This is a genomic window from Brevibacillus soli (genome assembly GCF_044759095.2).
Taxonomy (GTDB): domain Bacteria; phylum Bacillota; class Bacilli; order Brevibacillales; family Brevibacillaceae; genus JBIYSM02.
Map to the genome: position 1 here is coordinate 23,764 of NZ_JBIYSM020000010.1, position 25,695 is coordinate 49,458.

The window sequence follows — 25,695 nt, forward strand, 5'->3', positions numbered from 1 at the left end:
TAATTTACCCAATCATGATCTTTCCTTTTGGGTATCGGTAGTATTCTTTTTGTTTGCGCTGGGCCAGGGCAAAGGCAATCGTCAGCGGTCCCACCCTGCCGGCAAACATCGTAAAGGCAATGATCGTCTTGCCGATTGGGGAAAGCGACGGCGTCAACCCCATGGAGAGGCCGACGGTACCGAATGCCGATGTGGCCTCAAACAGGATCATCAGGAAGTCTGCTCCCACTTCGGTAATGGAGAGGATCATCGTGACAAGCATCACCAGGAACAAGCCGCTCATGGTAACCGTCAGGGATTTGTAAATCATGTGAGGCAAGATTCGCTGACGGAAGAAGATCACGTCTTCTTTCCCTTTCACCTGTGCAAGCACCGCTCCGACCAGCGTGGCAAACGTCGTGGTCTTGATTCCGCCCCCGGTAGATCCCGGAGATGCCCCAATGAACATCAGGATAATGATCAAAAACAGCGTGGACTGTTGCAAATCAGGGACGTTCAATGTATTGGATCCTGCCGTCCGCGGCGTGATGGACTGGAACAGGGAAGCGAGAACTTTACCCATTGGCGAAAGAGGCTGCAGTGTTTTCGGATTGGTATACTCCAGCAAGAATATTAGCAGTGCTCCCGCCGCTACCAGAATGGCACTGGTCACAAGGACCACCTTGGTGTGCAGGGATAGGCGCCGGGTGTGGCGATATTCGTACAACTCGTTTACGACCATAAAGCCGATCCCGCCGAGAGTGATCATCAGGCAGACGACCAGATTGACAGTCGGGTCTTCGACATATTTCGTCAGGCTGGAGAATTCGCCCATCAGGTCAAACCCGGCGTTGTTGAAGTTCGAAATGGCGTGGAACAATCCGAAATAGATCGCCTTTCCCAGCGGCATGTCGAACGAGAAACGAATCGCAAGCAGCAACCCTCCGAGCAGCTCGGTGATCGCCGAAAAGATGAGAACCATCTTGGCCAGGCGAACGACCCCCTCGATGGAGACCTGATTAAGCGATTCCTGAAGCAACAGTCGCTCCCGAAGAGAAATCTTTTTCCGCATGATCAGGGCGAAAAACGTAGCGAATGTCATGAAGCCCAACCCCCCCACCTGAATCATGGAGAGGATGACCAGTTGGCCGTACAGGGTAAAGGTGGTTCCTGTGTCCACCACGACCAACCCGGTAACGCAAGTAGCCGAAGTGGCTGTAAACATCGCGTCGAGCCAGGGCAGCCCTTGACCGTCCACGGTGGCGGCAGGCAGCGTAAGCAGGATGGTTCCGGCCAGAATGATCATGGCAAAACCGAGGACCAGCGTCTTGGGAGGATCCAAATGAAACGTATCCAGAATTTTTCTCAGCATGTTCGAATGTACCTCGTTTTCTTCTGTTACTAGTCACCGAGTTTGTCTTAGTATTTCCTGAAACAGGAACATTACCAATCGTACTTTGGATGCCAACTCAAGTAAGTATAATAGACCATTTTGGAAAAGAAAACAGGTTAATTATCATGTGGTTTTAGCGTATCAGTGCCGCTCCCAAACGGTGCAGCCAGTGCCGAAGCTCCCGCTCGTCAAGAGGAGAGAGGGGGAAACGGACAGCAGGCTGTCGGACGACGACTCCATCCTCCTGTTCTTCGGGCAGGCGAAAAGCGTAACCGGGAGTCAGCACCAGCCCTTCCTCGCGAAGCGTGGCAACGACTCGTTTTTCCTGGCTGGTGGCGTGAAAAGAAGGAGTTCCCCATTGAATCCAGGTGTTCAGTCCTCCTTTGATGGGGAAAATGCTGGCGTGAACAGGCAGGGCTTGTCGCACCTCTTGCTGGACCAGCTGCCAGCGGGAAGCAAAGTGGGCTCGTCGCTCGAGCAGGTATACGTCGCGGAACCAGGGGTCTTGCAACAGGCGGGCCGCTGCGTCCAATAGGAGAAGGGACGGCTCCTGCGTGATGAGGGAGAAGGCTTCCTTTATCCCCTCCCGCAGCTGCTCCTGCAAATCTCCGGGAAGAACCAAAAGCCCCACCTGAAATTCTTTTGTCAAGGTTTTCGAGAGAGAGGTCAAATAGTAGACCGGTGTTGCCTCGTCCATCTCCGCAGCCAACTGAAAGAGGGTACGGCTGGGTTGACGGAACCACAAATCTGCGTGGTGGTCGTTCTCCACGATCGGTACACCATAACGGGCCGCCCATTCCAGCAGCGCCCGTTTGCGTTTGTGTGAGTACGAAATGCCTGTGGGAAAATGAAAATGCGGGTTGATCAGCAGCCATTTTCCCTGATACAACCGGTGCTCTTCTTCCAGTGAAGCGATGGACAGGCCCTCTTCATCCAAACGGACAGGGCGAATGGTCATGCCGTGATGCCTTAGAATTCGCAGAAAAAATGGATAGCTGTATTCCTCTACGAATACGACGTCGTTTGGCTGCATGACGTTTTGCACCAGAAAGTGAAATCCGCTGGAGCTGCGGTTAAAGATCAGCAGTTGATCTGGCTGTAGAGGAATGCCGCGGCTCGCCAGATGCTCGAGGAAGACGATGGAGCCTTGCAAGCGCCTCGCTTTTTTCTCTTCCAGATGTTCTCCCAGGCTGTCCAGACTGTGAGTCAGTACCTGCCGTAATCGGCGAAGGAGCTCCTCGGTCGGCGCAGGAGTAGAATCTGCCAGCGAGGACATGGGGAGTTCCAGCGATTGCAGGTACATCCGGTCGCGTGCCTGCTTGCTGTGGGCAGTGAGGAAGTAACCTTTCCCGTGCGCAGCCTCCAGCCAGCCTGCGGCTACCAGCTGATCGTACGCTTTTTTTACTGTTTCCAGTGAGCACCCGCTGATCTCTTTCATCTCTCGAAGGGAGACCAGTTGATTGCCTGCTTGCACGAATGCGCCCCTGCTGATGGCTACCTGCAGTTGTTCGGCCAGTTGAACAGCGAGAGGCTTCTCCTTCTGTTTGTGAAAGTGAAAGGCAAAAAAAGGACGTGTCATAAAAAAGCCTCCGTTACGATCCCGTCACGAACGGGTTGTTACCCATGATTATAGGGGAAAGATGGGATATCTGGTATAACTCCCTGTCAATTTGAGAGGGATAGGCAACTGGATGGATTTCCCGGGAGAATGTTATCATTTGTACAGTTGATTCCGGCAACTGCCCCCATCATTTATGAGTCGAGAAAACAGGAGGAGAGACGATGAGTACAGCGGAACACAAGAAAGAAGCGCCGCGCAGTGTCGGCTGCATGGTGATCACAGTATCAGACACGCGAAGCGAAGAGACGGACAAAAGCGGCCAACTGATGAGAGAGTTGCTGGCGGAGGCGAATCAGTCAGTTATCCTGTACCGGATCGTCAAGGACGAGCCGAGGGAGATCATCGCCGCCATCGAATCGGGAGTAACGCATCCCGATGTGCAGGTGATATTGCTGAATGGAGGGACGGGTATCTCCAGGCGGGACACGACCTACGAGGCGGTCCAGGGACTGCTGGAAAAGGAAATGCCAGGTTTTGGCGAGCTGTTTCGCATGCTCAGCTACACCGAAGACATCGGCGCTGCAGCGATGCTGAGCCGCGCAATTGCCGGAACCTATCGGGGGAAAGCGGTCTTTTCCACACCGGGATCGACAGGCGCCGTTCGGCTTGCCATGTCGAAACTGATCATTCCCGAGCTGGGACACGTCGTCCGGGAGCTGAACAAGTGATGATCAGCCCATATTCTTCATTTGCCCCCAGTCCTCTCTGCCATGCTATAATAGAATGCTAATGAAAAAGGAGGGAACGGGGCACATGAAGATTTTGCTGACGACGCTGAACGCCAAGTACATTCACTCCTCGCTGGCGTTGCGGTATTTGCGCAGTTATGCCAAACCTGTCTTTCCGGACATCGAGCTGGTTGAATATACGATTAACGACCTGACCTTGAACATCGTAGCGGACATCTACAAGCGGAAGCCTGATGTCGTCGCGTTTTCCTGTTATATCTGGAACATTCGCGAGACCCTGGACGTCATTCGCAATCTGAAAAAGGTCTGCCCGGATGTGCCCGTCTGGCTGGGCGGTCCGGAGGTGTCGTACGATACGGATGAATGGATGAAAAAGCATCCGTATCTCGACGTGATTGTTATCGGAGAAGGGGAGCAGACGTTTCTCGAGCTGTGCAAAGCCTATGATCGGGCAAGGCAATCAGGTGAGGCACCCCGGTTGAAGGAAGTAGAGGGGATCGCCTATCGGGAAGGGGAGTATGTACGTTTTTCCCTGCCGCGCGCACAAATTGAAGATTTGAACACGATTCCTTCTCCCTATGAGGATGACCTTCACGAGCTTGATAACCGTGTCGTCTACTTTGAGGCGTCACGGGGCTGTCCGTTCAAGTGCCAATACTGTCTGTCGTCCATTGAAGACGGCGTCCGCTATTTTCCGCTGGATCGGGTGAAGGCGGACTTGAAGCGGCTGATCGACCACGGCGTGAAGACCATCAAGTTTGTCGACCGGACCTTTAATATCCATAAGAAGTATGCGATGGAAATTTTTCAGTTCCTTATTGATAACCACAACGGCACGATCTTTCAGTTTGAAATTACGGCCGACATCCTGAGACCGGACGTGGTGGAGTTCTTGGCAGAAAACGCGCCTCCGGGAATCTTCCGCTTCGAGATCGGCGTGCAATCGACCAATGACGAAACGAACCGCCTGGTTCAGCGCATTCAGCGATTTGACAAGCTGGCGCATACGGTAACCACGATCAAGCAGTCGGGCAAAATTGCGCAGCACCTGGATTTGATCGCCGGACTGCCGGAAGAAGACTACCAATCGTTCCGAAAGACGTTCAACGACGTGTTCGCTCTCCGTCCGGAAGAGCTGCAGCTTGGCTTTCTGAAAATGCTGCGAGGCACCGGCGTGCGAGCACGGGCAGCCAACCACGGCTATGTGTACATGGACGAGGCGCCGTATGAGATCCTCGGCAACAACGTACTGTCGTTCGAGGACATGCAAAAAATCAAACGCGCAGAAGACATTCTGGAGAAATACTGGAACGCCCATCGGATGGACCATACACTGGAGTGGGTCATTACCCGGTATTTTGAAACCCCGTTTGACTTTTTCCAGACCTTTGGCGATTACTGGGACGAGCAGGGATGGGGCAGATTCGGTCATCAGCTGGAAGATCTGTTTACCCGGTTGCATGATTTCCTCGGAAATAGAAACGTACCCAAGCTGGAGCATGCGGTCAGCCTGATGAAATTTGACTTCCTCTACAATCAGAAGCACAGACCGCGCAAGCTGTGGTGGAAAGATGTGCTGGACAAGCCGGACATGCAGGAAATCTTCCAGGAAGTGCAGCGTCTGCAGGAAAATCTGCGCGAGGATTTTGCGCTGCACACTGCCTCCGAAAAGGAGTACTTCAAACATACTGTCGTAACCCATGTTTCTTTTGACGTGGAAACATGGCTTCTCACGGGTGAAGTGACAGAGGGCAACTTTGCTCTAGTCATGTATTATCCGTACCAATACGATCGAGACAACAGCTTTGTGGTTGTGAAACGCGCGGATGCTGTTGTGGGTTGATCGTACGAAACCAAAAGGAGACCTCCTGCCAGGCTGCTGACAAGTGGTCTCCTTTGCGATATTGTCCGTCAGATCCAGCCGGAAATCGGTCCCTCAACTCATTCACGCAGCCGCCGCAAATCCCCGTTTTTATTTCCAAGCTTGATAAAAGCTTTGTCCATATTGCACAATAGTACAAGTAACTTTTTCACATCACGTACGTATCGGTATAGGATTTGGATTGCGAGTGAGCGGCCGGTAAGTGCCCACTGAAAACCGCTGCTGTATGGCGAAGATAGGGGATTTTCGTACATGGATATCAACATGCTGATGGCAATCATTGAGCAATACGGATATGTAGCCATATTCTTTTTGCTCTGGTTGGGGATTGTGGGGTTGCCCATTCCGGATGAGCTGGTCGTTGCGACCGGGGGCTTTCTCGCTTCCATTGCTCTTTTGAACCCGGTTTATTCGTTTGTGGTCGCATATTTGGGTGTGGCTTCGGGGCTTACCATTGGCTTTCTGCTTGGCAAGTGGTTTGGAAAACCCATTCTGCAGTGGTTGTCCAAAAAGGAAAAAATGCACCGTTCCATCGTGCGATCAACGGCGCTTGTGCAAAAGTACGGCACATTTGCCCTGTGCTTTAGTTACCTGTTTCCGGTAGTTCGCCACCTGGTTCCGTACATTGTGGCGATGGGAGGAATGACGTTCCGCCGCTATGCAGCCCTCTCCTATCCCATCGGGTTGGTTTGGACGACTGCATTCTACCTCATTGGGTACGTCTTTGGCCGCAACGTGGAAACGATTATCCCGGTCATCCGCTCCTACGGTTTTCAAGCCCTGTTCATCCTGCTGGGGGTGGTTGGTGCCGGGGGGATTATTCGCTGGCTGGTCATGACAAACCGGGCTACCCGCGCGAAAGGGGAGTAACGGCAATGAAAAAAGCGTTGGAGCGTCATAAACGCTTACGAAATTCAATTCTGCTGCTGAGCTGGGGAATGGTTGTCAACGGATGGTTTATACAGATGCCTTATGTTGTTGGAAGCGGGCTTTTGGTCGTCAACGGATATGCTGCCTATCTGACGGCCTGGGACAAACAGGCTGCCAAAAGGGGAGCGATGCGCATTCCGGAATCGAGCCTGCTGGGACTGGCAGCGTGGGGAGGGGCCCTCGGAGTATTGGCAGGCATGCTTTCGTTTCGTCACAAGACCAGGCATGCTGCCTTTCTCCTGGGAGTGCCGCTGTTGGGTTTCTTGCAGGTTGTGCTGGCTGCCTGGCTTCTCCATACATATTGACACAACGTCTCCTCCCCACAGGGATGTGTCACTGTCCGCTCCGGGACGATTCGCGGGGGCATCGCCAAAGCCGCGTCACTGCGAAGTTTTCTCAGGGGTGCGCTGCTTGATCCCCGCGCCCACGTCCCTACGCTAGCAGGTCGTCACAGCTCGCGGGTAGCTGGAGGAATCGGTCCCTCTACAATCCATTGGTTTCTCAACAAACTGAGGAGAGACAGTGTGTCTCTCCTCCCATACTGCGCGTCAGGCGCACTCTGCCGACTTCATTACACGGGTGAGGTCATTTGTTTCGGCAGATGTTCCGCGATGGTTGACACCATCTGCTGGCGGCTGGCCTGATCACTGTGCTGCCAGAGGACTTCAAACAGTACCCCTAATCCCGGCAGGGTCTTTTCTTGACCGGAGGCAATGGCGTCCGTAATCGTCTCTGCCACGGCGTTTGCATCTGAACCTTGCATTTTGTACATGATTGCTTGGCGCAGATTGAGCGCATTGATGTTCATGCTTGCCACTACTCCCCTCAGCTAGGTAATGAGCTGCTTCCTTCCTTAGTATTCGTTCGTTCGGGCGTCAACATACTCGTTTTGTGGTCGCCCGAATCGTTGTGATATAATGCCAATCGAAGCAGTCTAAAGGAGTGAAACATAATGTCGAAGCAGTTTGCGATCATCGGCATGGGACGGTTTGGGTCCAGTGTGGCCCGAACCCTGTATGAGATGGATTATGAAGTGATGGGGATTGACGAAGACGAAGAGAGAATTAACGAAAACATTCAGTTCGTGACTCACGCCGTAGCCGCGGACTCTACGGACGAGCGGGCGCTGAAAGAGATCGGGATTCGCAACTTTGACGTGGTCGTTGTTGCGATCGGTGCTGACATTCAGGCAAGCATTTTGACCGTGCTGATCCTCAAGGAACTGGGTGTGAAAAAGATCGTGGCCAAAGCCCAAAACGAGCGGCACGGTCAGGTGCTGTACAAGGTGGGAGCCGATCGCGTCGTCTTCCCTGAACGGGACATGGGGGTTCGCGTGGCCCACAACCTGATTTCCGCCAACGTGCTTGACTTTATTGAGCTGGCGGAAGACTACAGTGTAGCAGAGGTCGTTGTTTCGTCCAAAATGGTGGGAAAAACCCTGCGTCAGCTCGACGTGCGAGCCCAGTACGGCGTCAACGTGATTGCGATCAAGAGCGGCGAGAAGTTCAACATCGCTCCACGTCCGGATGAAACGATTCAGCCCAACGACGTTTTGGTTGTCATCGGCAACAACAAGGATTTGAAAGAATTTGAAGAAGAGGCGTAACCATGCGGCTTGATGTGATAACCTCCGTACATAATCCTCTGGTGAAGCGGCTGCACCAGCTGCTGGACCGAAAAGGCCGGGAAGAACAGGGCAGCTTTCTCGTTGAAGGTGTACACCTGGTGGAGGAAGCGCTTCGCTCTGACGCAGAAGTCGTCACGGTTGTCTACGACAGCGAGCGGGGGCTGGATCCCGTATGTGAACAGGCTTTGCACCGCCGGGATTCTTCCGTTCAGGTAATCGCCGCTGCTCCGGCTGTGCTGGCCAAGCTGTCAGAAACCAAGTCGCCGCAGGGCATTGTAGCGGAAGTGAAGAAGCCCCGGCCAAACTGGCAGGACTGGTTGTCGTCTGCAGGAGAAGGAGCGTTTCTTTTGCTGATGCTGGATGAGATTCAGGACCCCGGAAATCTGGGAACCATTCTGCGCACAGCCGAAGCAGCCGGTGTTGATGCCGTGATCATGGGCAAGGGAAGTGTGGACTTGTTCAACGGAAAGGTTGTGCGGGCCACCATGGGCGCTCTCTTCCGCCTCCCTGTCTTCTCGCAGCAGCTTGTGGAAGCGGCTGAAACATTGAAGCGTCTGGGTGCACGCATACTGGTATCCTCCGTAAACGAAGGAAGCCTCGCATACGACGAGGCTGATTATTCGGGGAAAGTAGCCATTGTAATCGGAAACGAGGGCCGCGGGGTCTCTTCCGAAATGATAACGAAAGCGGACAGCCTCGTACACATCCCCCTTTACGGCAGAGCGGAGTCCCTGAATGCCGCAGTAGCGGCAGGCGTCCTCGTGTACGAGGCCAAACGCAAGCGGAAATAATCCCTTGTTATCCAATTTTCTCCTGGTTCTTTTGCTTGTACTCCTCACGTGCCAGAGACCATTGGTCCCGGGCCATGCTCAGAATGCCGGTTTCGATGGACTGTCTGCCGAGTTCAAGCGCCTTGGAAAAGTAGTTGACAGCCTCGTCGTACCGCTCAACGCGCCGCATCAATTCTCCAATCAGATAAAGGATGCGGACTTCTGACATTTCCTTGTCGCCTTTATCATAGTCGGAAAAGACATAGGACTGCTCGTATTCGTGTACGGCCATGTGCAGGAACCGCTTCTCCTGCTGTTTGTCGTTCTGGAAGCGGAACAGCCAGGCCAGCCGCAGAGAAAGACCCGCTTTGACGCTGTGGGCTTCTCCTGTCAGCTCGGCTGCGTATATTGCCAGTTTGTAGCAGACAACGGCTTCAGATATACTTCGGACGTAACCGAATTCCTTCGGCGTCCACTTGGAAGAAATCTGTTCCTGAACCAGCCGTTTCACCGGCGGCAGAAGCTGTTGGGTAAACTGGTCGGTAAAGGCAAAGCCGCAAGCCGGACACACGTTTACCGTGTACAGAATGGGATTGAGCGATTGCTCCTTGTAATACGTGCAGAAGTCGGCATCCCGCTGGATTATCGCCTGAGATCCTCCGCGCACCCTCTTGGTTGTAAAGGAGTGATGGCAGTGGCGGCAGGTACATGTTTTGTCGTAAAGTGCTGAAAGTCTTTCCATCATGGCTTGTCCCCCCAGACATGGGTGTTCGTCGAGGCAATGCCCAGCAATATACAGCGATTGTGGAATTGCAAGTCGAAAGTGATTACGCTATAATTTTCCTACAAGTTTTATTATAAAGCATTGCGATGACAGAGACTAGTAAGTAGGACCCATAGCATTCAGGGAGGAGATGTCATGGACTGGAAGCATCTCTATCGCTAGACCTGCCGAATTCACTCTGGAGCAGTTCTCTGAACCTGTCCCGCCAAGGGGCTCAGTAGGGGAAACCGGGTCATCCCGTTATCGATCATCAAGTGAGGCTAAGGAACTGGTCTGTTTTACAGGCTTGTTCTGCGAGGGCAAACAGGACCAAGCAGCTTTAGGAGAGGAAGTCACGAGTAGCGGAACGTAGTAACCTACGTGAGCAACGGAGTGACGACTCGACGACAAGATGCGCCGGTCATGTTTGGCCGAATGTCTAAGTAGGGTGGTACCGCGAGAAACAACTCGTCCCTTTGTGGGGCGAGTTTTTTATTTTTTTTAATAAAGGAGCGATTGACGTGCAAACTCGATTACAGGAAATGAAAGAGACAGCCATCGAGCAGATCAGGCAGGCCGCTGACGCTCAGCAGCTGCAGGACCTGCGGGTCAAGTACCTGGGGAAAAAGGGGGAGCTGACGGAACTGCTGCGCGGCATGGGCAGTCTGTCCGCGGAGGAGCGTCCGGTTGTCGGGCAGCTGGTCAACGAAGTGCGTGGAGCGCTGGAAGCGGCTTTTGCCGCGAAACAAGACGAGCTGGAGCAAGCCCTGCTGTCGGCCAAACTGGCTTCCCAAAGCATTGACGTGACGCTGCCAGGACGTCCGATACCGACGGGAACGATGCATCCGCTCTCCCGTATTATCGAAGAATTGGAAGACATTTTTATCGGTCTCGGCTTTGAGATCGCAGAAGGACCTGAGGTGGAGCTGGACCACTTCAACTTCGAGATGCTCAACCTTCCGAAGGACCACCCGGCCCGCGACATGCAGGACTCCTTCTACATCACGGACGAAATTCTGATGCGGACCCACACCTCGCCGGTTCAGGCTCGCACGATGCTGAAAAAGGGAGGCAAAACGCCGGTTAAGATCATCTGTCCGGGGAAAGTATACCGCCGCGACGATGACGATGCCACACACTCCCATCAGTTTACTCAGATTGAAGGGCTGGTGGTGGACAAAGGGATTGGCATGAGCGATTTGAAAGGCACTTTGTTGTCGTTCGCACGTCAGATGTTCGGGGAAAACCAGCAGATTCGTCTGCGCCCGAGCTTTTTCCCGTTCACCGAGCCGAGCGCAGAGGTGGACCTCCAGTGCTTCAACTGTGGCGGCTCCGGCTGCCGCGTCTGCAAACACACCGGCTGGATTGAAATTCTCGGCTCGGGTATGGTTCATCCGCGCGTGCTGGAAATGGCCGGCTACGACCCGCAGGAAGTGAGCGGGTTCGCCTTCGGGATGGGTGTGGAGCGTATCGCCATGCTCAAGTACGGCGTGGAGGACATTCGCCATTTCTATACCAACGACGTGCGCTTCCTGCGCCAGTTCAACCGAGGCTAGAGAGGAGAGAAACTTATGAAAGTATCGTATCAATGGCTATCCGAATACGTTGATTTGTCCGATATAACCCCGCAGGAGCTGGCGGAAAGGCTCACTCGTAGCGGGATTGAAGTAGAAGCGGTGGAACCGCGCAACAACGGAGTTTCCAATGTGGTTGTCGGCTACGTCAAAGAACGCAGCAAGCACCCGGACGCGGATCGTCTGAGCGTGTGCATCGTGGACGCCGGCCAGGGTGAGGACCTGCAGATCGTCTGCGGCGCTCCCAACGTCGCTGCGGGGCAAAAGGTTCCGGTGGCGCTGATCGGAGCGAAGCTGCCCGGTGATCTTCACATCAAGCGCTCCAAATTGCGCGGAGTAGAATCACAGGGCATGATCTGCTCGGCAAAAGAACTTGGCTTAAACGACAAGCTGCTGGCCAAGGACCAGCAGGAAGGCATCATGGTTCTGCCAGAAGAAGCGGAAGTGGGGATGGATGCCGTTTCGTATCTGGGATTGGACGACTATGTGTTGGAGCTTGGCTTGACCCCAAACCGTTCTGACTGCCTCAGCATGCTGGGTGTAGCCTATGAAGTAGCGGCTATCCTCGGCCGCGAAGTGATTTTGCCGGAAGCGCAGGTGGTGGAAAACGGCGGAGACAACCCCGTGACCGTAGAAATTGAAGCGCGTGATCACTGCTACCAGTATGTCGGTCGGCACTTCACCAACGCCCGGATTGGAAGCTCGCCGCAATGGATGAAAAACCGCCTGATGGCAGCCGGGATTCGTCCGATCAACAACGTGGTGGATGTAACCAACTACGTTCTGCTGGAATACGGACAGCCGCTGCACGCATTTGATGCCACGCAGGTGAAAGACCGCTCCATCGTCGTCCGTCTGGCTGAACCCGGGGAGACGATCGTCACGCTTGACGACCAGGAACGCAAACTGGATGACCAGACCATGCTGATCGCCGACCGTGAAAAAGGACTGGCCATTGCCGGCATCATGGGCGGGGCCAATTCGGAAATCACTTCGGATACAACCGAGATCATCCTGGAATCGGCCTATTTTACACCGCAATCCATTCGCCGTTCCTCCCGCGCCCTCGGGATGAGAACGGAAGGCTGCGTCCGCTGGGAAAAAGGCGTCGATCAATCCCGCGTCAAGCTGGCCGCCGAACGGGCCGCTGCACTGATTCAACAGCTCTCTGGCGCGTCCGTCTCCCGCGGGATCGCCAACGCGATCGTCCAACAGGCGAAGCCTGCTGTCGTAACGATCCCTCTGGAAAAAATCAATCATCATCTGGGGACTTCCCTGACCGTTGCAGACGTCTCTGCGATTTTTGACAGGCTGCAGTTCCCCTACGAATTGAAGGGTGAGACCTGGACCGTTACCGTGCCCACTCGCCGCGGAGACATAACGCTGCCGGAGGATCTGGTGGAAGAGGTAGCCAGACTCTACGGTTACGACAACATCCCGACCACCCTGCCAAGCGGTTCGACCACGCAAGGCAAGCTGACCCGGGAGCAGCAGCTGCGCCGCAGCATTCGTCACCACCTGATCGGAGCAGGCCTTTGTGAAGCCATTTCCTACGCACTCGTCCATCCGGAACGCGTGGATGACGTGGCCGGTCTGCATCAGCAAGAGACTCATCCAATCCCGCTGGCCATGCCGATGAGTGAAGAGCACAGCGTCCTTAGAACCAGCCTGATTCCGAGTCTCCTGGAAACAGTGGCTTACAATAAAAACCGTCAAAACCACGACGTCGCCATCTTCGAACTGGGTCACGTCTTCCTGAGCGGAGAGAAAAAACTGACGAAACTGCCGGAAGAGCGGCTGTACGTCGCCGGAGCGGTCACCGGCCAGTGGCTGCCGCAGAACTGGATGGGGTCTCGCCAGCCGGTTGATTTCTATCTCGTGAAGGGATTGGTCGAATCACTGTTGAACCGTCTGGGCATCGAGGGCACCGAGTACAAGGCAGCTTCGGATTTGGCGGGCATGCATCCAGGCCGTACGGCAGAAGTTTGGGCCGGCGGACGGCGTCTCGGTTACCTCGGACAGATTCACCCGGCGACAGAAAAAGCGTATGACCTGAGCGAAACCTACGTCTTCCAGTTTGACGTGGCTGAACTGGTGGAGGAGGCAACTGAACGAGGCCTCTACAATCCGCTGCCGAAGTTCCCGGCTGTTACCCGTGACCTCGCGCTCGTCGTCGATCGCGCAGTGCCGGCTGCAGCTTTGGAAAGCGTGATTCGCCAGACGGCAGGTGAACTGCTCGAATCCCTTACGCTGTTTGATGTGTATACGGGCGAGCGCATCGCCGCCGACAAGAAAAGCATGGCCTTCTCGCTCGTCTACCGCCATCCAGAGCGAACGCTGCAGGACGAAGAAATCCAGCAGGTCACCCAGGCGGTGATCCAGGCGCTGAAGGAACAGACCGGCGCCGAACTGCGAATGTAGGGAGAATCTTGACGGAATCTGACATTTTCAGTAACCTAAAAAAGATACAGTATAGGATGTTTACACACCGATCTGAAGCAGGGTAGTCGCAGAAGGAGGAAGCCTTCGTGCAAGGGGACGGAAAAAATCGCCTGACAGTAGATATTTATGGTCAACAATACCGGCTGAGCGGCAAGGCCAGCATTAACCACATGCGCATGGTTGCCGGTTACGTCGACGACAAGATGAGTGAGATCGGAAAGGGCAACCATCGGTTGGACACCGCCAAAATCGCCGTATTAACCGCTGTCAACATCGCTGACGAATACTTCCGCCTGCGACAGGAATACGAAGAGTTGCTGAAGATTCTCCAGGACGACGCAATGGAGAAAAAATAAACCGCAGTGAAAAAAAGAGGGGCTCTACGCCTCTCTTTTCCCATTGACGAGTGACTTGGAAAGGGGGAGCACGACGATGACGTTCACCAAAGAGCAGCTTGCAGAAAACGCGAGTCGACTGTCCGTACAGGAAAAAAACGAAAAGCTGGGCCGCATTTTGCGTGAAATGGGAACAGCACTGATCGCCTTCTCAGGAGGGGTGGACAGCACCTTTTTGCTTGCTCGGGCCGTCCAGGAGCTGGGGGATCAAGCGATTGCCGTTACGGCTGCTTCTGAAACGTTTCCGACGAGGGAGTTTGAAGCGGCCAAACACCTGGCCAATCAGCTCAAGGCCCGGTTTGTCACAACGGAAATTCGCGAGATGGAAAACCCCAATTTTGTCGCCAATCCGGTCAACCGCTGCTTTTACTGCAAAGACGGACTGTATGAACACCTCGGTCAGCTGGCGAAAGCAAACGAATGGAATGCCGTGATTTGTGACGGAGCCAATATGGACGATTTGGGCGATTATCGACCGGGCCGAATCGCTGCCGCAGAACGCGGAGTGCGCAGCCCCCTGCAGGAAGCCGGCTTCTACAAAGAGGAGATCCGCCAGCTGTCTAAAGAGATGGGATTGTCCACGTGGAACAAGCCGTCGTTTGCCTGCCTGTCGTCAAGAATCCCGTACGGGTCGGAAATTACCCTGCAAAAGATCGATCAAATCGACCGCGCTGAGGGCTACCTCTTGCATCTCGGCTTTCACCAGGTGCGCGTGCGACACCACGATACCATCGCCCGCATTGAAGTAAGCCCGGAAGATTTTGCCCGGGTCGTGGCGCATCATGCCGAGATCAACGCTGCGCTGCAGGAGATCGGATTCAAGTACGTAACGCTTGACCTGTTCGGGTACCAGACAGGCAGCATGAACGCCGTGCTCGGAGCGGAAGTGAAGGCGAACCATGGCTGACGTGAAGGAAGTTCTGCGAATGGTTCAGGAAGGAACCATCAGCATGGAGGAAGCGGAAGAACTGCTGCAGTCGGTCAGCCGGCTGGAGTACGCAACGCTGGACCTTGACCGCAGGCTGCGTACCGGTTTTCCCGAAGTGGTATACGCGGCAGGAAAGACTGCTGAACAACTGACCGGTATCTTTTCCAGATTGATGGCCCATCAGGACATCGTATTGGCGACGCGAGTATCCGCTGAGCAGGCTCAGCATGTGACGAAAACCCTTCCAGGTGTCAGCTACGTTGCCGATGCCAATCTGCTGTACTGGAGTGCAAGGCCGCTTGTGCCCGTGCGTGACGGGTACGTCGCCGTCGTCGCTGCTGGCACGTCTGACTGGGCGGTGGCGCAGGAGGCCGCCTGGACGGTTCGCTGTTTCGGAAGCGAAGCGCGTGTCATCGCAGACGTAGGGGTAGCCGGCATTCACCGGCTGTTTCACCGCCTTGAGGAAATACGCGGGGCTGCGGTCATCATCTGCATAGCAGGCATGGAGGGAGCGCTCGCCAGCGTCGTGGCAGGACTGGTTGACAAGCCGGTGATTGCGGTTCCCACCAGTGTCGGGTACGGCGCCAACTTCGGCGGGGTCTCGGCGCTATTGACCATGTTGAACTCGTGTGCGAACGGAGTAGCCGTGGTGAATATCGACAACGGCTTCGGGGCAGGGTATATGGCGGGCATGATCCACCGGCAGATCGCCGGAGAATAATGAAAAGAGCCAACCATTGGGATCGGGTTGGCTCAATAAGAATTATGGGGCCCCGCCCGGCGAAGCGTTAGCTAATGCCGGGTGGGTTTTCTTAAGTCGTTATTTGTTGTCGGCATTGCCGCGATTGTTGCCGCCATCGCCGCCGCCAAAAGCCATCGTACCCTTGATGGGAATAAACAGGTCGATAATCCCGATTACCAACGCGGCGAGCAGCGCGCCCAGAATGGTTGCTCGGAAGCCAGCAACGAGGAACTGCGTGAGCCAAATGACCACAGCACTGACCAGAAAGCCGACGATGCCGCGGTTGTAGGGAGAGATTCGATCACCAAACATCAATTCGATCACCCAACCCAGCAAGGCAATGACCACGGCTGCAAGAATGGCAGGCCAGAAGCCGTTCACACTGAAGCCCGGTACCAAAAAGCCGACAAACATCAGGACTAAGGCAGCGACGACAAATCGAATCACATGGCGTAATATTGTCATGGAAATCCTCCTTTTGGTATCAATGTGTTCATTTTCAGTGTGTCTTATCCGCACGGGAAGTATGCTGATTGATGACATGTAAAATTATTCTTCACCGGTTGCGGCATGTTATAATAACAGGAATGACGTTTTATTCTGGAGGGTATTGTGGAACAACGGGTGCTGAAGACCTTGGAGTATGACAAAATCGTCTCCCTTTTGGTGGAGAAGGCCGCGTCGACATTCGGAAAAGAAAAGGCAGGGAACCTTTTTCCCTTTACAAACATAGACGAGGTACGCATTGCCCAGCAGGCGACGTTTGAAGGAGCGACGGTGCTGCGGTTGAAAGGCAGTGTTCCGCTTGGCGGCATTCGCGACATCCGCGGTCCGATTCAGCGGGCCCGATTGGGATCGATGCTGTCACCCATGGAACTGTTGGACATTGCCAGTACCGTATTTGCCGGTCGTCGCCTGCGCACGTTTTTGTTGGACGTGTGTGAAGATCAGGAACTTCCGCTGCTTCGCTTTCAGGCGGAGCGGATCGAAGGACTGCGCGATCTGGAGACGGAAATCAAACGCTGCGTGGACGAAAACGGAGACATACTGGACGGGGCCAGCATGGAGCTGCGTCAGGTTCGCCAGGAGATCCGTCAGCTGGAAGCCCGCATTCGCGAAAAGCTGGATCAAATGACTCGCTCTTCCTCGTATCAAAAGATGCTGATGGAAAATATCGTCACGATCCGCGGTGATCGCTTTGTGATTCCCGTGAAGCAAGAGTACCGTCACGTGTTTGGCGGAATCGTACACGACCAGTCTGCCTCGGGGGCGACGCTGTTCATTGAGCCAGAAGTAATCGTCTCCCTGAACAACAAGCTTCGAGAGCTTCGTCTGCGCGAGGAGAGGGAAGTGGAACGCATCCTCTACGATTTGACCGAGAAGGTTTCGGTTCACGTCGACGAGCTGAAGGAAAACATCGACGCGCTGGCGGAGCTGGACTTTCTATTTGCAAAGGCACAGCTTGCCTACAGCATGAAGGCAGTTGCGCCCAAACTGAATGATCGCGGGTACATTCGCCTGAAAAAAGCCCGTCATCCGCTGATTGCACATGAGGTGGTGGTTCCGATAGACGTGGAACTCGGCGGAAGCTACCGGGCGATCGTGGTTACCGGTCCCAACACCGGCGGGAAGACCGTCTCGTTGAAAACGATTGGATTGCTTTCCCTGATGGCGATGTCCGGGCTGCAGATTCCGGCGGAAGAGGACAGCGAGATGACCGTGTTCTCCTCCGTTTTCGCCGACATTGGCGACGAGCAGTCCATCGAGCAGAGTTTGTCAACTTTTTCCAGTCATCTGACCAACATCATTCACATTTTGGAGGAAATGGACGAGCGCAGTCTCGTGCTGTTCGACGAGCTGGGGGCGGGAACCGACCCTACGGAAGGGGCGGCGCTGGCGATGTCGATCATCGATCATGTGGTTCAGCGGGGGGCCCGACTGGTGGCCACCACTCACTACAGCGAATTGAAAGCCTACGCGTACGACCGTCCGGAAGTGATCAACGCCAGCGTCGAATTCGACGTGGAGACGCTGCGGCCTACCTATCGCCTGCTGATTGGCGTACCGGGGCGTTCCAATGCCTTTGCCATCGCGAAGCGTCTGGGACTGCCGGCGGCTATCATTGAAACTGCCCGCGGCTCCATCAGCGAGGAGGACAATCAGGTGGAGAGCATGATTGCCTCGCTGGAGAGAAATCGCAAGACGGCGGAGCTGGAACGGCAGACAGCGGAAGCGCTGCGAAAAGAAGCGGAAGAACTGCGCCGCCAGCTGGAGGAAGAACGCGCCCGTTTCGCGGAAGAAAAGAACCGACTGCTGGAAAAGGCGGAGGAAGAGGCGCGTATCGCCGTGCAGCTGGCCAAGGAAGAGGCTGATGCGATTATCCGCGAGCTGCGCGAGATGATGGCAGAGGGTGTGGAAATGAAGGAACACCGCCTGATCGACGCGAAGAAGCGGCTCAACAGCGCCGTGCTGGAGCTGGAGAAGGAAAAGGTGAAAAAGCCGGCCAAGGCAGTCCGCGCCACGCAGGTAAAAGTGGGCGACGAAGTGCTGGTGACCAGCTTCGGGCAAAAGGGAACGGTGCTGGAAAAGGTTTCGGACAACGAGTTCCTGGTGCAAATCGGCATTCTGAAGATGAAAGTAAAACGGGACGACATGAACGTGTTGAAACAGGCGAACAAACAGCCTGAGGTGAGCTACACTTCGGTCAATCGAAGCCGGAATACCGTGAAAATGGAGCTCGACCTGCGGGGGTACAACGTGGAAGACGGGATTCGGGAGATTGACCAGTTCCTTGATGAAGCGCTGCTGGCCGGCCTCCACTCCGTCTCCATCATTCACGGCCACGGTACCGGCGTGCTGCGCAAAGGCGTTCACGAGTACCTGCGCCATCACCGCAATGTAAAGTCCTTTCGCCTGGGAGGCCAGGGAGAGGGCGGTGTCGGCGCCACCATCGTTGAATTGAAATAAAAAAGGCGGTACTAGACCGGGGGGATCGTGCCCAATGAAAACCTTGCTTGGCAATCCGTACTTTTCAACAGCTGCCTATTTTACCGTGACGGGTCTGGCCATGATCGTGTTCCTCAGCCTGTTTGAACTGGTGACGCGCTATCGCGTCTGGCATGAGCTGAAGCGGGGAAACCTCGCTGTCGCAATGGCGACCGGGGGAAAAATATTCGGCATTGCCAACATCTTTCGCTTTTCCATCAGCCAGAATGACTCAATCGGCCAGGCGCTGATCTGGGGAACATTTGGCTTTCTTCTGCTGCTCGTCAGCTACTTCATCTTCGAGTTTATGACCCCGAGTTACAAGGTCGACGAGGAGATCGCCCGCGACAACCGTGCCATCGGCTTTACCGCAATGGTGATTTCCGTCGGTTTTTCCTACGTGATCGGAGCCAGTTTGTCCCGCTGACAGACGGCAGCAGGCACACAGGATGGGAGGAACATCGGATGGAACAGTCGGTAGGCATTGAAGTGACCGTGGTTCGCGGTGGGAAGCGGGAGCAGGTGACCTTGCGCCACGGTGAAAACTTGCTGATGGCCTTGGTGCAGGCAGGGCTGCCGATCGAGTTTTTTTGCACCACAGGGAAATGTGCGACCTGCCGCTTGCAGATGACGATACCCGATGGTTCAGCCGCACCCGCGAGCGAGACGGAGCGCTACCGGTTGGGAGAAACGGCAATCGGTGATGGCTTCAGGTTAAGCTGTCAGGTGTACGTGACCGGACCACTCACGGTTTATTTGCCGGAAAGTTGATGCCAAAGAGATGTATGGCAAGTGAATCCATCGTTGAAGCTTTGGGGATTGGGGAGTATAATTAGGCTTTGGCAGACCGTTGCCGATTTTACCTGAGGAGGCAGTTCCTTGGAGACACTGTACAAGGTCCTCATCGTTTTCTGCGTATTGTTTATCGCAGCAGGGATCATCTACCTGACGTATTAAAGAGAAAGTGAAAGAGGAGATAATATGACTCAGCCTATACGCGTAGCTGTTGTGGGATTGGGGTTTGTGGGATTGCCGTTGGCGCTGACGTACGCCATGAAAGGAGCCAAGGTAGTCGGAGTGGACGCATTGCCTCGCGTCGTGGAAGAGATTAACGCGGGACACTCCCACCACCTGGAGTCTTATAAAGGAAAAACGCTCCCCGAGATTTTGCGGGAGCAAATCGCAGCCGGCCGTTTCCATGCAACGACCTCCTATGAGGAGGCCGCGAATGTGGTCGACAACTGGATCGTAACCGTCGGATTGCCCGTCCATAACGGCGATCCGGATCTGCGGCCGCTGAAAAACTGCGCGCAGACCCTGGGGCGCGTGCTGAAAAAAGGGGACACCGTCATGATCCGCAGTACGGTTGTTCCGGGGACCACTCAGGAAGTGATCCAGCCCATTCTGGAAGAAACAAGCGGTCTGGTCGCAGGTCAGGACTTCTATCTGACCTACTGCTCCGAGCGCATTGCCGAAGGCCGCGCTTTTGAAGAGTTCATTCACATGCCGCTGGTGTTGGGCGGAATCAATCCCGAGAGCGCAGCCAAAGGGAAAGAACTGCTATCCTTTATCAGCGAGACCGAGATCACCGTCTCGGACATCCGTGTGATCGAAACGGCGAAAGTGATTGAAAACATCCAGCGCGACGTGAACATCGCGATGGTCCAGGAGTTCGCCCGCTTCGCCGAGGCGTTTGGAATCGACACGTTTGAACTGATCAAAGTGGCCAATACCCATACGCGGGTGAACCTGCTTACGCCGGGGCCGGGTGTCGGCGGCTTCTGCCTGCCGAACGCCCTGTACTACCTGCAGCCGAAAGCAAACGAACTGGGTGTCTCGCTTCAACTGCTGCAGATGGCCCGCCGGATTAATGACAACGTCCCGGCTGTGCTCATCAGCATGCTGGAAGCGGCCCTCAAAGAGAACGGCAAAAGCCTGGCAGGCAGCCGCGTCGCTGTTCTCGGACTGGCGATGAAGGACTTCTCCAACGATGACCGCGTCAGCCCTGTACACGACCTGATTAAGCTTCTTCATTCGAAAGGCGTGGAGGTGCGTTCGTACGACCCGGCTGTGCCGAGCGAGTACGACCATAAGGCAGATACGCTGGAAGAAGCGGTTCGCGGAGCCGATGCGCTCTTCCTCACCGCCGTGCAGCAGGAATTTGCCGATACGGATTGGCTGGAAGTTGCCGCTCTGATGGGCAAATCGCCGATCCTGTTCGATACAAAAAACCGCATTCCGCGCGATGTGGATGCGAAAGTGAAAGTGATACGCGTATAACCAAACGACAAAAGGCACCTGTAGGGTGCCTTTTGTTGTCGGGAAGCCACTGCTGTTGAAGCATTTTATTCTGCGATCGAGGTATTCAAAAGACTGGCAGATGAATCCCGAGTTGACCGGACAGAAGCTGAAACATCCTGGCGTGGGAATGAACTCTGAGTAATCAAACGGCGGGCAGGATCGTGTAACGTCCGTCTTATGGGATGAGCGAAATAAACATACGGATCCTTCTTTGCACGTCTGGCTTCTGGTAGGGTCAATGGTCTGCTCAAACGGACGTATCTTCTGCTGCGATGCGGATAGGTGCGCATTCTGCCTTTTCTTCGAGCAGCCAGTGTCACATAAAGGATTTCTTCCAGGGCAAATACCTTCGTTGATTTCAACAGTCGCTCCAATCTAATCCGGTTCAGATTGCGCAGCATTTTTCGAACAATACCCTGGCGGTACACCTGCATGGCGTTCAGTGTACCGTAAAAATAGCTCGAGCGGAAAAAAGGTTTCCAGGATTTCCACTCTTTCCACATGCTTCGGCCAGGAAGCCAGTGTCGGGATGCTAGAGGTGTGCGATACGCTTTCAGGCGAAATCCCATACAGTCGTATCCGTTCATTACCTGATCGAGAAACTGCTCATATCCGGGCTTGACAAACATTAGATCGGAATCGAGATTTACCAAATAATCATAATGGATTCCTCTGGCTTCCAACCAACGCATGATATCATAAAAGAAACGCCCCAACCGTCCATATCGCAACGGACGGCTGTACGGACAAATTGGAATCCCTAATGTTTTGCCAAAATGTTTGTTTCTTCCACCGTTATATAGCACAACTATACAGTTGGGGTTACATTTCTTAATATTTGCGATTTGATTGGCGAGAATCTTTTCATTCTGGTGGGCGAGAATCGCAAAGCAAATCATTGGATTACTCCCCTTCTGTGCTTAATGATGTCTTTTTTCGATGAATGTTTGAAATTCATGATCAGGTATGGAGTAGTGGGGAGGCAATTGTTTGCGGATGGTGTTCCAAATATTCGGATTAACGGGGAGAGTAAAGGTTTGCAAAAGTGCTCTTTTTTTCCGGTTTACTCTACTCGTCTGTACCTTGTGGTTTCGGGCGGTAATAGGAATTCCCCCTTTCGTTTGTAACGTTGTGATAGACATCTTCCAGGCGTTTCACCATATTTTCCACAGACCATTGTTCGATCGCCGTTTTCTGGCCGTTTTCAGCCAAAGAAGCGCGTAGGGATGTATTTTGCAAAAGTTGTTTTAGATTCTCATACATTGCATTGCTCTGTGCGACAGGTGAAAGAAGACCAGTAATGCCGTGCTTCACCATTTCGGGAATTCCACCTGCAGAGGATACAACTACCGGCTTACCCGCCACCTGAGCTTCGATTACGGCATAGGGGAAAATGTCTTTTACACTGGCCAGAACAAATATATCTGCACGCTGCAGCAATTGCGGGACGTCCTTCCGTGATCCCAAAAAACGGACATGATGATACAAGCGAAGCTTTTTGCATTGTTGCTTCAACTTGTATCGTAATGGTCCATCGCCCACCAACCAGCATTCCCAATCGGATCGTACGCGCTTTAATTTCGCGAGTGCGTCCAGCAAATACTTGTGTCCTTTTTCACTGGACAGCCTTGCTGTGCAGATGAGTATTTTTTTTTCTCCCGGGGATTTTGTTACGGGTGCCGTGGTATCCAATCTGAACCGGGATACATCGATTCCGTTAGGGATCACTGTGATATGATCGGCCGGAACACGATGGTTACTGACAAGCTTGTTCTTTAACCACTGCGAAGGTGCGATTGTGAGGTTGCTGGATTTGGCACCGCATGATTTAAGCAGATTGATATACGGAATCCGCTCACTCCAATAACTGTGTAACGTTACGACCAACGGAACATGGGCGGGTTTTACTCTCCAGAGTGCTCTTCCGCTAATATTGTCCTGAGCGTGAATCACGTCGTATTTTTCCAATCCAAAGTAAGCTGCCGCCATCTCGTACGAATATCTTTCCAGTTCGTACTTCCTGATTATGCGATGAACCTTCAACCTTTTTTTCGCATACAGTGACATCAATTTGCGCCTGATTGGGTTTCGAACCTTTGCCTTGATCAGGTACCGTCCGTTCGTCGGCATGTAATACTGACGCCATCCGGGTTTGTGGACGAGGATGTCTACCTCATGTCCCAGCCGCTTCAATTCCTGGTAAAGAATTTTCATATACGTCGCCACGCCTCCAATGTACGGCATACTGGTATATCCGGCCAGCAAGATTCTCATCTCTTGTCCATTCCCTTCTAAATGAACAAAGTCTGTAAGCATTACTTTATATCTATGTTTCAGCCATGTAAGCGTATGGACAGTTGTACGAATAAATTGAAAAAATAGGCTTGTAAAGAATATCGCTTCTTACAGTTCATGAAAAAATTTACCGAATTTGGTAGTAACAGATATGGGTTGGACCAAAAAAGGCATTTGATGTGAAGCATTAGGAAGTACTCGTACATACCCTAAATGGAAGCATCTAAGAAAAGGGTGATTTTATGAACAAGAGCAGCGAGGATTGGAAGAAATGTGAGTCAATGCTGAGGATGTTGGTGAAGGTGCAACATTTCTCGGAAAATCATGAAAAAAATTTGGTTAATTCTGCTAGGAAGGGAGAAGTTGTGACTATTTACAGCAAGCTTGGTCCCATCATTCTTTCATCCATGGACTTAATCACCGATTTGAAAGTTGCGTTAGACATTTTTCAAAGCAACGATTACCTTACGAATTTTGTTGATGCATGCGTCGTTGACATTGGTGCTCACAAAGGTTATTTCGGAATGTATGCTTTTCTCAATGGCGCATCGTCTGTTGTTTCATATGAACCTGAGAATGAAAATTACAAAGTTTTATCGCAGGTCAATCAGCATTTTTTACAGAACGAGACACGAATCTGGAAAATATTCAATAAAGGCGTCATTGACCAGGAGAAGAAACAATCTTTCTATGTTTACGATCAATCGTGGTCCCACTCTATATTGAAGAGACAGGACAAAACACTTGTTTCAAAAATAAAGGTGCAGATGACATCCATGGAAAACGTCATAAATGAAATCATTTCTTTGAATCGACAGGAAAAAAAACGAGTCATCGTCAAAATTGATGCAGAGGGCAGTGAATGTCAAATCGTTTTCAATACCCCGAGCTGCTGTTGGGAACATATTGATGAGTTATTTATCGAATACCATCGATATGCCCTTTGCACGAGAGATGCGTTAGCCGAACAAGTCATGCAGCTGGGATTTCAATTGCACAATATCAATCACAACTTGTTTCATTTTATACGCGTTTCCTAAATTGAAAATGGAAACCCCATTCGCTGTTCTTCTCATGCGCAACAGTCAGGCTGGCGAACCCGTTATTTGGCAGGTTCGTGACGGAGTCTGAACCTATGCTCGTGTTCGTTTTGTCAAAGACGGTGAGGGTGATGTCTCGTGCCGCGCCTGACCTGTTAAATAATATGTTTGTCTGGTTTTGCGTACAGACAGGCAAAGGAAACATTTCATAAAATGGGGAAAAAGGGAGGAGGCAAGCGATTAAGTTGAAGCTCTTGATCATAACCGGAGATAAGTCCAAACGGTTAAACCCTCACATTCACTATTTATTTGATGAATTGGCTCACATTACGGACCTGACATTGTGGTATGAACCCGGAAATATCCACGACATCCTGAAAAAAATTCCTGAGAATCCTGATTTTATTCTCATCAATGAACATGGGGAAAAAAACTGTCCGAAGATAACAGGACTTTCCACCCTCACGATACCGTACGGCGTATATGTGCATGACGTGCATTACAACATCAAGCAAAGAAGAATAGAGATGGTTAAAGACAAGGTTCAGTATATATTTTCAATATACAGGGATCCATTTTACAGATGGTACCCAGCATTCAAACAGAAGATGAAATGGCTACCCCACCATGTAAACCCCAAGCTATACAGGGATTATGGATTAAAGAAGGAAATAGATTTCCTGTTAATGGGTGCTGTTAATCAGCAGATGTATCCGTTGAGATGCAAAATCCTCAAGACCATGAAAAAGAAGCCTACCTTTGTATATCACCCTCACCCCGGTTATCGAGACTATGAAGAGCATGAAAAGAACCGTTATTTTATTGGAGAAAAGTATGCAAGAGAAATCAATCGAGCAAAGATGTTTTTTACCTGTGACTTGTCCTATAAGTATCCGGTAAAAAAATATTACGAAGTACTTGCAAGCAATACCCTTTTGTTGGCACCTGCATCACAAGAGCTAAAGGATTTGGGGTTTATCCCCGGGGTACACTTTGTGGCCATCAATGAACATGATTTTGAGCAAAAGGCAGAGTACTATCTGAGACACGAAGAAGAGCGACGAAACATCGCGGAGCAGGGTTACCGGATGGTACATGAAAAGCATACAACGGCAATACGCGCCCGGCAGTTGGTAGAGATGATTCAGGATTTACTGGTAAATCATAAACCTACCGAAGCGCAATCATCGAATGTAAATAGACGGAGAGCAAATAGCGAAAACATACACGCTGTAGGAAGGAAGAGAAAGAATCTACGCGCAAAGAGAGCAACTGTAAATTCTAGGAAACGAAGATACAAATAGGGGTTCACCACAAACCCAAAATGGGTATCAGCCGC

Annotated in this window: 24 protein-coding genes; 17 read left to right on the forward strand and 7 right to left on the reverse strand. The window is 52.7% G+C overall.

Annotated features, from left to right (window positions below):
• Window positions 1–4: 4 nt before the first annotated feature.
• Both ACE99V_RS06040 and ACE99V_RS06045 read right to left on the reverse strand, forming a co-directional pair.
• On the reverse strand, window positions 5–1,351 hold the full coding sequence (locus tag ACE99V_RS06040) for a TrkH family potassium uptake protein (RefSeq protein WP_400490163.1): 1,347 nt from the start codon (window positions 1,349–1,351) through the stop codon (window positions 5–7).
• A gap of 154 nt (window positions 1,352–1,505) precedes the next feature.
• Window positions 1,506–2,951, reverse strand: coding sequence for an aminotransferase-like domain-containing protein (locus ACE99V_RS06045; RefSeq protein ID WP_400490164.1), 1,446 nt, complete (start codon window positions 2,949–2,951; stop codon window positions 1,506–1,508).
• A 203-nt stretch (window positions 2,952–3,154) separates the two neighbouring features.
• Between ACE99V_RS06045 and ACE99V_RS06050 the strand changes: the two genes are divergently transcribed.
• From ACE99V_RS06050 to ACE99V_RS06065, 4 genes are all read left to right on the forward strand, one after another.
• Entirely contained in the window at window positions 3,155–3,661 is a 507-nt protein-coding gene (locus tag ACE99V_RS06050) for a MogA/MoaB family molybdenum cofactor biosynthesis protein (protein ID WP_400490165.1), read from the forward strand.
• A gap of 85 nt (window positions 3,662–3,746) precedes the next feature.
• The gene (locus ACE99V_RS06055) at window positions 3,747–5,525 is read left to right on the forward strand and encodes a B12-binding domain-containing radical SAM protein (RefSeq protein ID WP_400490166.1); all 1,779 of its coding nucleotides are present in this window, start codon (window positions 3,747–3,749) and stop codon (window positions 5,523–5,525) included.
• 291 nt (window positions 5,526–5,816) lie between these two features.
• On the forward strand, window positions 5,817–6,434 hold the full coding sequence (locus ACE99V_RS06060) for a DedA family protein (protein ID WP_400490167.1): 618 nt from the start codon (window positions 5,817–5,819) through the stop codon (window positions 6,432–6,434).
• A 5-nt stretch (window positions 6,435–6,439) separates the two neighbouring features.
• Entirely contained in the window at window positions 6,440–6,799 is a 360-nt protein-coding gene (locus tag ACE99V_RS06065; RefSeq protein ID WP_400490168.1) for a DUF1294 domain-containing protein, read from the forward strand.
• Between the two features lie 266 nt (window positions 6,800–7,065).
• Here ACE99V_RS06065 and sspI read toward each other — a convergent pair whose 3' ends face one another.
• Window positions 7,066–7,302: a small acid-soluble spore protein SspI gene (sspI, locus tag ACE99V_RS06070; RefSeq protein ID WP_400490169.1), complete on the reverse strand. Its 237-nt coding sequence runs from the start codon at window positions 7,300–7,302 to the stop codon at window positions 7,066–7,068.
• 144 nt (window positions 7,303–7,446) lie between these two features.
• On the opposite strand from sspI, the gene ACE99V_RS06075 reads away from it, so the two are divergent.
• Complete coding sequence (locus ACE99V_RS06075) at window positions 7,447–8,100, forward strand: potassium channel family protein (RefSeq protein WP_400490170.1); 654 nt, start codon at window positions 7,447–7,449, stop codon at window positions 8,098–8,100.
• Between the two features lie 2 nt (window positions 8,101–8,102).
• Window positions 8,103–8,912 carry a TrmH family RNA methyltransferase gene (locus tag ACE99V_RS06080; RefSeq protein ID WP_400490171.1) on the forward strand — a complete coding sequence of 270 codons (810 nt, stop codon included), beginning with the start codon at window positions 8,103–8,105 and terminating at the stop codon, window positions 8,910–8,912.
• Between the two features lie 7 nt (window positions 8,913–8,919).
• On the opposite strand, the gene ACE99V_RS06085 is transcribed toward ACE99V_RS06080, so the two are convergent.
• Entirely contained in the window at window positions 8,920–9,636 is a 717-nt protein-coding gene (locus tag ACE99V_RS06085) for a DUF2225 domain-containing protein (RefSeq protein ID WP_400490172.1), read from the reverse strand.
• Window positions 9,637–10,175: 539 nt separating this feature from the next.
• Here ACE99V_RS06085 and pheS point away from each other — a divergent pair.
• From pheS to larB, 5 genes are all read left to right on the forward strand, one after another.
• The gene (gene pheS / locus ACE99V_RS06090; protein ID WP_400490173.1) at window positions 10,176–11,210 is read left to right on the forward strand and encodes a phenylalanine--tRNA ligase subunit alpha; all 1,035 of its coding nucleotides are present in this window, start codon (window positions 10,176–10,178) and stop codon (window positions 11,208–11,210) included.
• A gap of 15 nt (window positions 11,211–11,225) precedes the next feature.
• Window positions 11,226–13,649 carry a phenylalanine--tRNA ligase subunit beta gene (gene pheT, locus ACE99V_RS06095; protein WP_400490174.1) on the forward strand — a complete coding sequence of 808 codons (2,424 nt, stop codon included), beginning with the start codon at window positions 11,226–11,228 and terminating at the stop codon, window positions 13,647–13,649.
• A 107-nt stretch (window positions 13,650–13,756) separates the two neighbouring features.
• Entirely contained in the window at window positions 13,757–14,026 is a 270-nt protein-coding gene (gene zapA, locus ACE99V_RS06100) for a cell division protein ZapA (RefSeq protein ID WP_400490175.1), read from the forward strand.
• 76 nt (window positions 14,027–14,102) lie between these two features.
• Window positions 14,103–14,972: an ATP-dependent sacrificial sulfur transferase LarE gene (gene larE, locus ACE99V_RS06105; protein WP_400490176.1), complete on the forward strand. Its 870-nt coding sequence runs from the start codon at window positions 14,103–14,105 to the stop codon at window positions 14,970–14,972.
• A complete protein-coding gene (larB, locus tag ACE99V_RS06110; protein ID WP_400490177.1) occupies window positions 14,965–15,714 on the forward strand; it encodes a nickel pincer cofactor biosynthesis protein LarB in 750 nt (249 codons plus the stop codon). The genes larE and larB overlap by 8 nt, the downstream gene beginning before the upstream one ends.
• Window positions 15,715–15,813: 99 nt before the next feature.
• Here the strand turns inward: larB and ACE99V_RS06115 are convergent, their stop codons facing one another.
• Entirely contained in the window at window positions 15,814–16,200 is a 387-nt protein-coding gene (locus tag ACE99V_RS06115) for a phage holin family protein (RefSeq protein WP_400490178.1), read from the reverse strand.
• Window positions 16,201–16,347: 147 nt separating this feature from the next.
• On the opposite strand from ACE99V_RS06115, the gene ACE99V_RS06120 reads away from it, so the two are divergent.
• The 4 genes from ACE99V_RS06120 to ACE99V_RS06135 all read left to right on the forward strand — a co-directional run bounded on the left by ACE99V_RS06120 (window position 16,348) and on the right by ACE99V_RS06135 (window position 21,000).
• Window positions 16,348–18,702, forward strand: coding sequence for an endonuclease MutS2 (locus tag ACE99V_RS06120; protein WP_400490179.1), 2,355 nt, complete (start codon window positions 16,348–16,350; stop codon window positions 18,700–18,702).
• A gap of 34 nt (window positions 18,703–18,736) precedes the next feature.
• The gene (locus ACE99V_RS06125; RefSeq protein WP_400490180.1) at window positions 18,737–19,147 is read left to right on the forward strand and encodes a DUF350 domain-containing protein; all 411 of its coding nucleotides are present in this window, start codon (window positions 18,737–18,739) and stop codon (window positions 19,145–19,147) included.
• A 38-nt stretch (window positions 19,148–19,185) separates the two neighbouring features.
• Window positions 19,186–19,491, forward strand: a complete 306-nt coding sequence (locus ACE99V_RS06130) for a 2Fe-2S iron-sulfur cluster-binding protein (protein ID WP_400490181.1) — start codon at window positions 19,186–19,188, stop codon at window positions 19,489–19,491.
• A 210-nt stretch (window positions 19,492–19,701) separates the two neighbouring features.
• Window positions 19,702–21,000, forward strand: a complete 1,299-nt coding sequence (locus ACE99V_RS06135; protein ID WP_400490182.1) for a nucleotide sugar dehydrogenase — start codon at window positions 19,702–19,704, stop codon at window positions 20,998–21,000.
• A gap of 65 nt (window positions 21,001–21,065) precedes the next feature.
• Here ACE99V_RS06135 and ACE99V_RS06140 read toward each other — a convergent pair whose 3' ends face one another.
• Together ACE99V_RS06140 and ACE99V_RS06145 are read right to left on the reverse strand one after the other, a co-directional pair.
• Complete coding sequence (locus ACE99V_RS06140) at window positions 21,066–21,920, reverse strand: hypothetical protein (RefSeq protein WP_400490183.1); 855 nt, start codon at window positions 21,918–21,920, stop codon at window positions 21,066–21,068.
• Between the two features lie 169 nt (window positions 21,921–22,089).
• Window positions 22,090–23,295, reverse strand: coding sequence for a glycosyltransferase family 4 protein (locus ACE99V_RS06145; protein ID WP_400490184.1), 1,206 nt, complete (start codon window positions 23,293–23,295; stop codon window positions 22,090–22,092).
• A 263-nt stretch (window positions 23,296–23,558) separates the two neighbouring features.
• Between ACE99V_RS06145 and ACE99V_RS06150 the strand changes: the two genes are divergently transcribed.
• The gene (locus ACE99V_RS06150) at window positions 23,559–24,356 is read left to right on the forward strand and encodes an FkbM family methyltransferase (protein ID WP_400490185.1); all 798 of its coding nucleotides are present in this window, start codon (window positions 23,559–23,561) and stop codon (window positions 24,354–24,356) included.
• A 245-nt stretch (window positions 24,357–24,601) separates the two neighbouring features.
• The gene (locus tag ACE99V_RS06155) at window positions 24,602–25,660 is read left to right on the forward strand and encodes a glycosyltransferase (protein WP_400490186.1); all 1,059 of its coding nucleotides are present in this window, start codon (window positions 24,602–24,604) and stop codon (window positions 25,658–25,660) included.
• Window positions 25,661–25,695 lie beyond the last annotated feature (35 nt).

Coding starts and splice junctions, on each gene's coding strand:
- ACE99V_RS06050 (WP_400490165.1), top strand. CDS start 3,155: ATGAGTACAGCGGAACACAAGAAAGAAGCGCCGCGCAGTGTCGGCTGC.
- ACE99V_RS06115 (WP_400490178.1), bottom strand. CDS start 16,200: ATGACAATATTACGCCATGTGATTCGATTTGTCGTCGCTGCCTTAGTC.
- ACE99V_RS06045 (WP_400490164.1), bottom strand. CDS start 2,951: ATGACACGTCCTTTTTTTGCCTTTCACTTTCACAAACAGAAGGAGAAG.
- ACE99V_RS06040 (WP_400490163.1), bottom strand. CDS start 1,351: ATGCTGAGAAAAATTCTGGATACGTTTCATTTGGATCCTCCCAAGACG.
- ACE99V_RS06085 (WP_400490172.1), bottom strand. CDS start 9,636: ATGATGGAAAGACTTTCAGCACTTTACGACAAAACATGTACCTGCCGC.
- ACE99V_RS06130 (WP_400490181.1), top strand. CDS start 19,186: ATGGAACAGTCGGTAGGCATTGAAGTGACCGTGGTTCGCGGTGGGAAG.
- pheT (WP_400490174.1), top strand. CDS start 11,226: ATGAAAGTATCGTATCAATGGCTATCCGAATACGTTGATTTGTCCGAT.
- ACE99V_RS06125 (WP_400490180.1), top strand. CDS start 18,737: ATGAAAACCTTGCTTGGCAATCCGTACTTTTCAACAGCTGCCTATTTT.
- ACE99V_RS06065 (WP_400490168.1), top strand. CDS start 6,440: ATGAAAAAAGCGTTGGAGCGTCATAAACGCTTACGAAATTCAATTCTG.
- ACE99V_RS06150 (WP_400490185.1), top strand. CDS start 23,559: ATGAACAAGAGCAGCGAGGATTGGAAGAAATGTGAGTCAATGCTGAGG.
- ACE99V_RS06060 (WP_400490167.1), top strand. CDS start 5,817: ATGGATATCAACATGCTGATGGCAATCATTGAGCAATACGGATATGTA.
- ACE99V_RS06055 (WP_400490166.1), top strand. CDS start 3,747: ATGAAGATTTTGCTGACGACGCTGAACGCCAAGTACATTCACTCCTCG.
- larE (WP_400490176.1), top strand. CDS start 14,103: ATGACGTTCACCAAAGAGCAGCTTGCAGAAAACGCGAGTCGACTGTCC.
- larB (WP_400490177.1), top strand. CDS start 14,965: ATGGCTGACGTGAAGGAAGTTCTGCGAATGGTTCAGGAAGGAACCATC.
- ACE99V_RS06080 (WP_400490171.1), top strand. CDS start 8,103: ATGCGGCTTGATGTGATAACCTCCGTACATAATCCTCTGGTGAAGCGG.
- ACE99V_RS06140 (WP_400490183.1), bottom strand. CDS start 21,920: ATGATTTGCTTTGCGATTCTCGCCCACCAGAATGAAAAGATTCTCGCC.
- ACE99V_RS06075 (WP_400490170.1), top strand. CDS start 7,447: ATGTCGAAGCAGTTTGCGATCATCGGCATGGGACGGTTTGGGTCCAGT.
- ACE99V_RS06135 (WP_400490182.1), top strand. CDS start 19,702: ATGACTCAGCCTATACGCGTAGCTGTTGTGGGATTGGGGTTTGTGGGA.
- sspI (WP_400490169.1), bottom strand. CDS start 7,302: ATGAACATCAATGCGCTCAATCTGCGCCAAGCAATCATGTACAAAATG.
- ACE99V_RS06145 (WP_400490184.1), bottom strand. CDS start 23,295: ATGAGAATCTTGCTGGCCGGATATACCAGTATGCCGTACATTGGAGGC.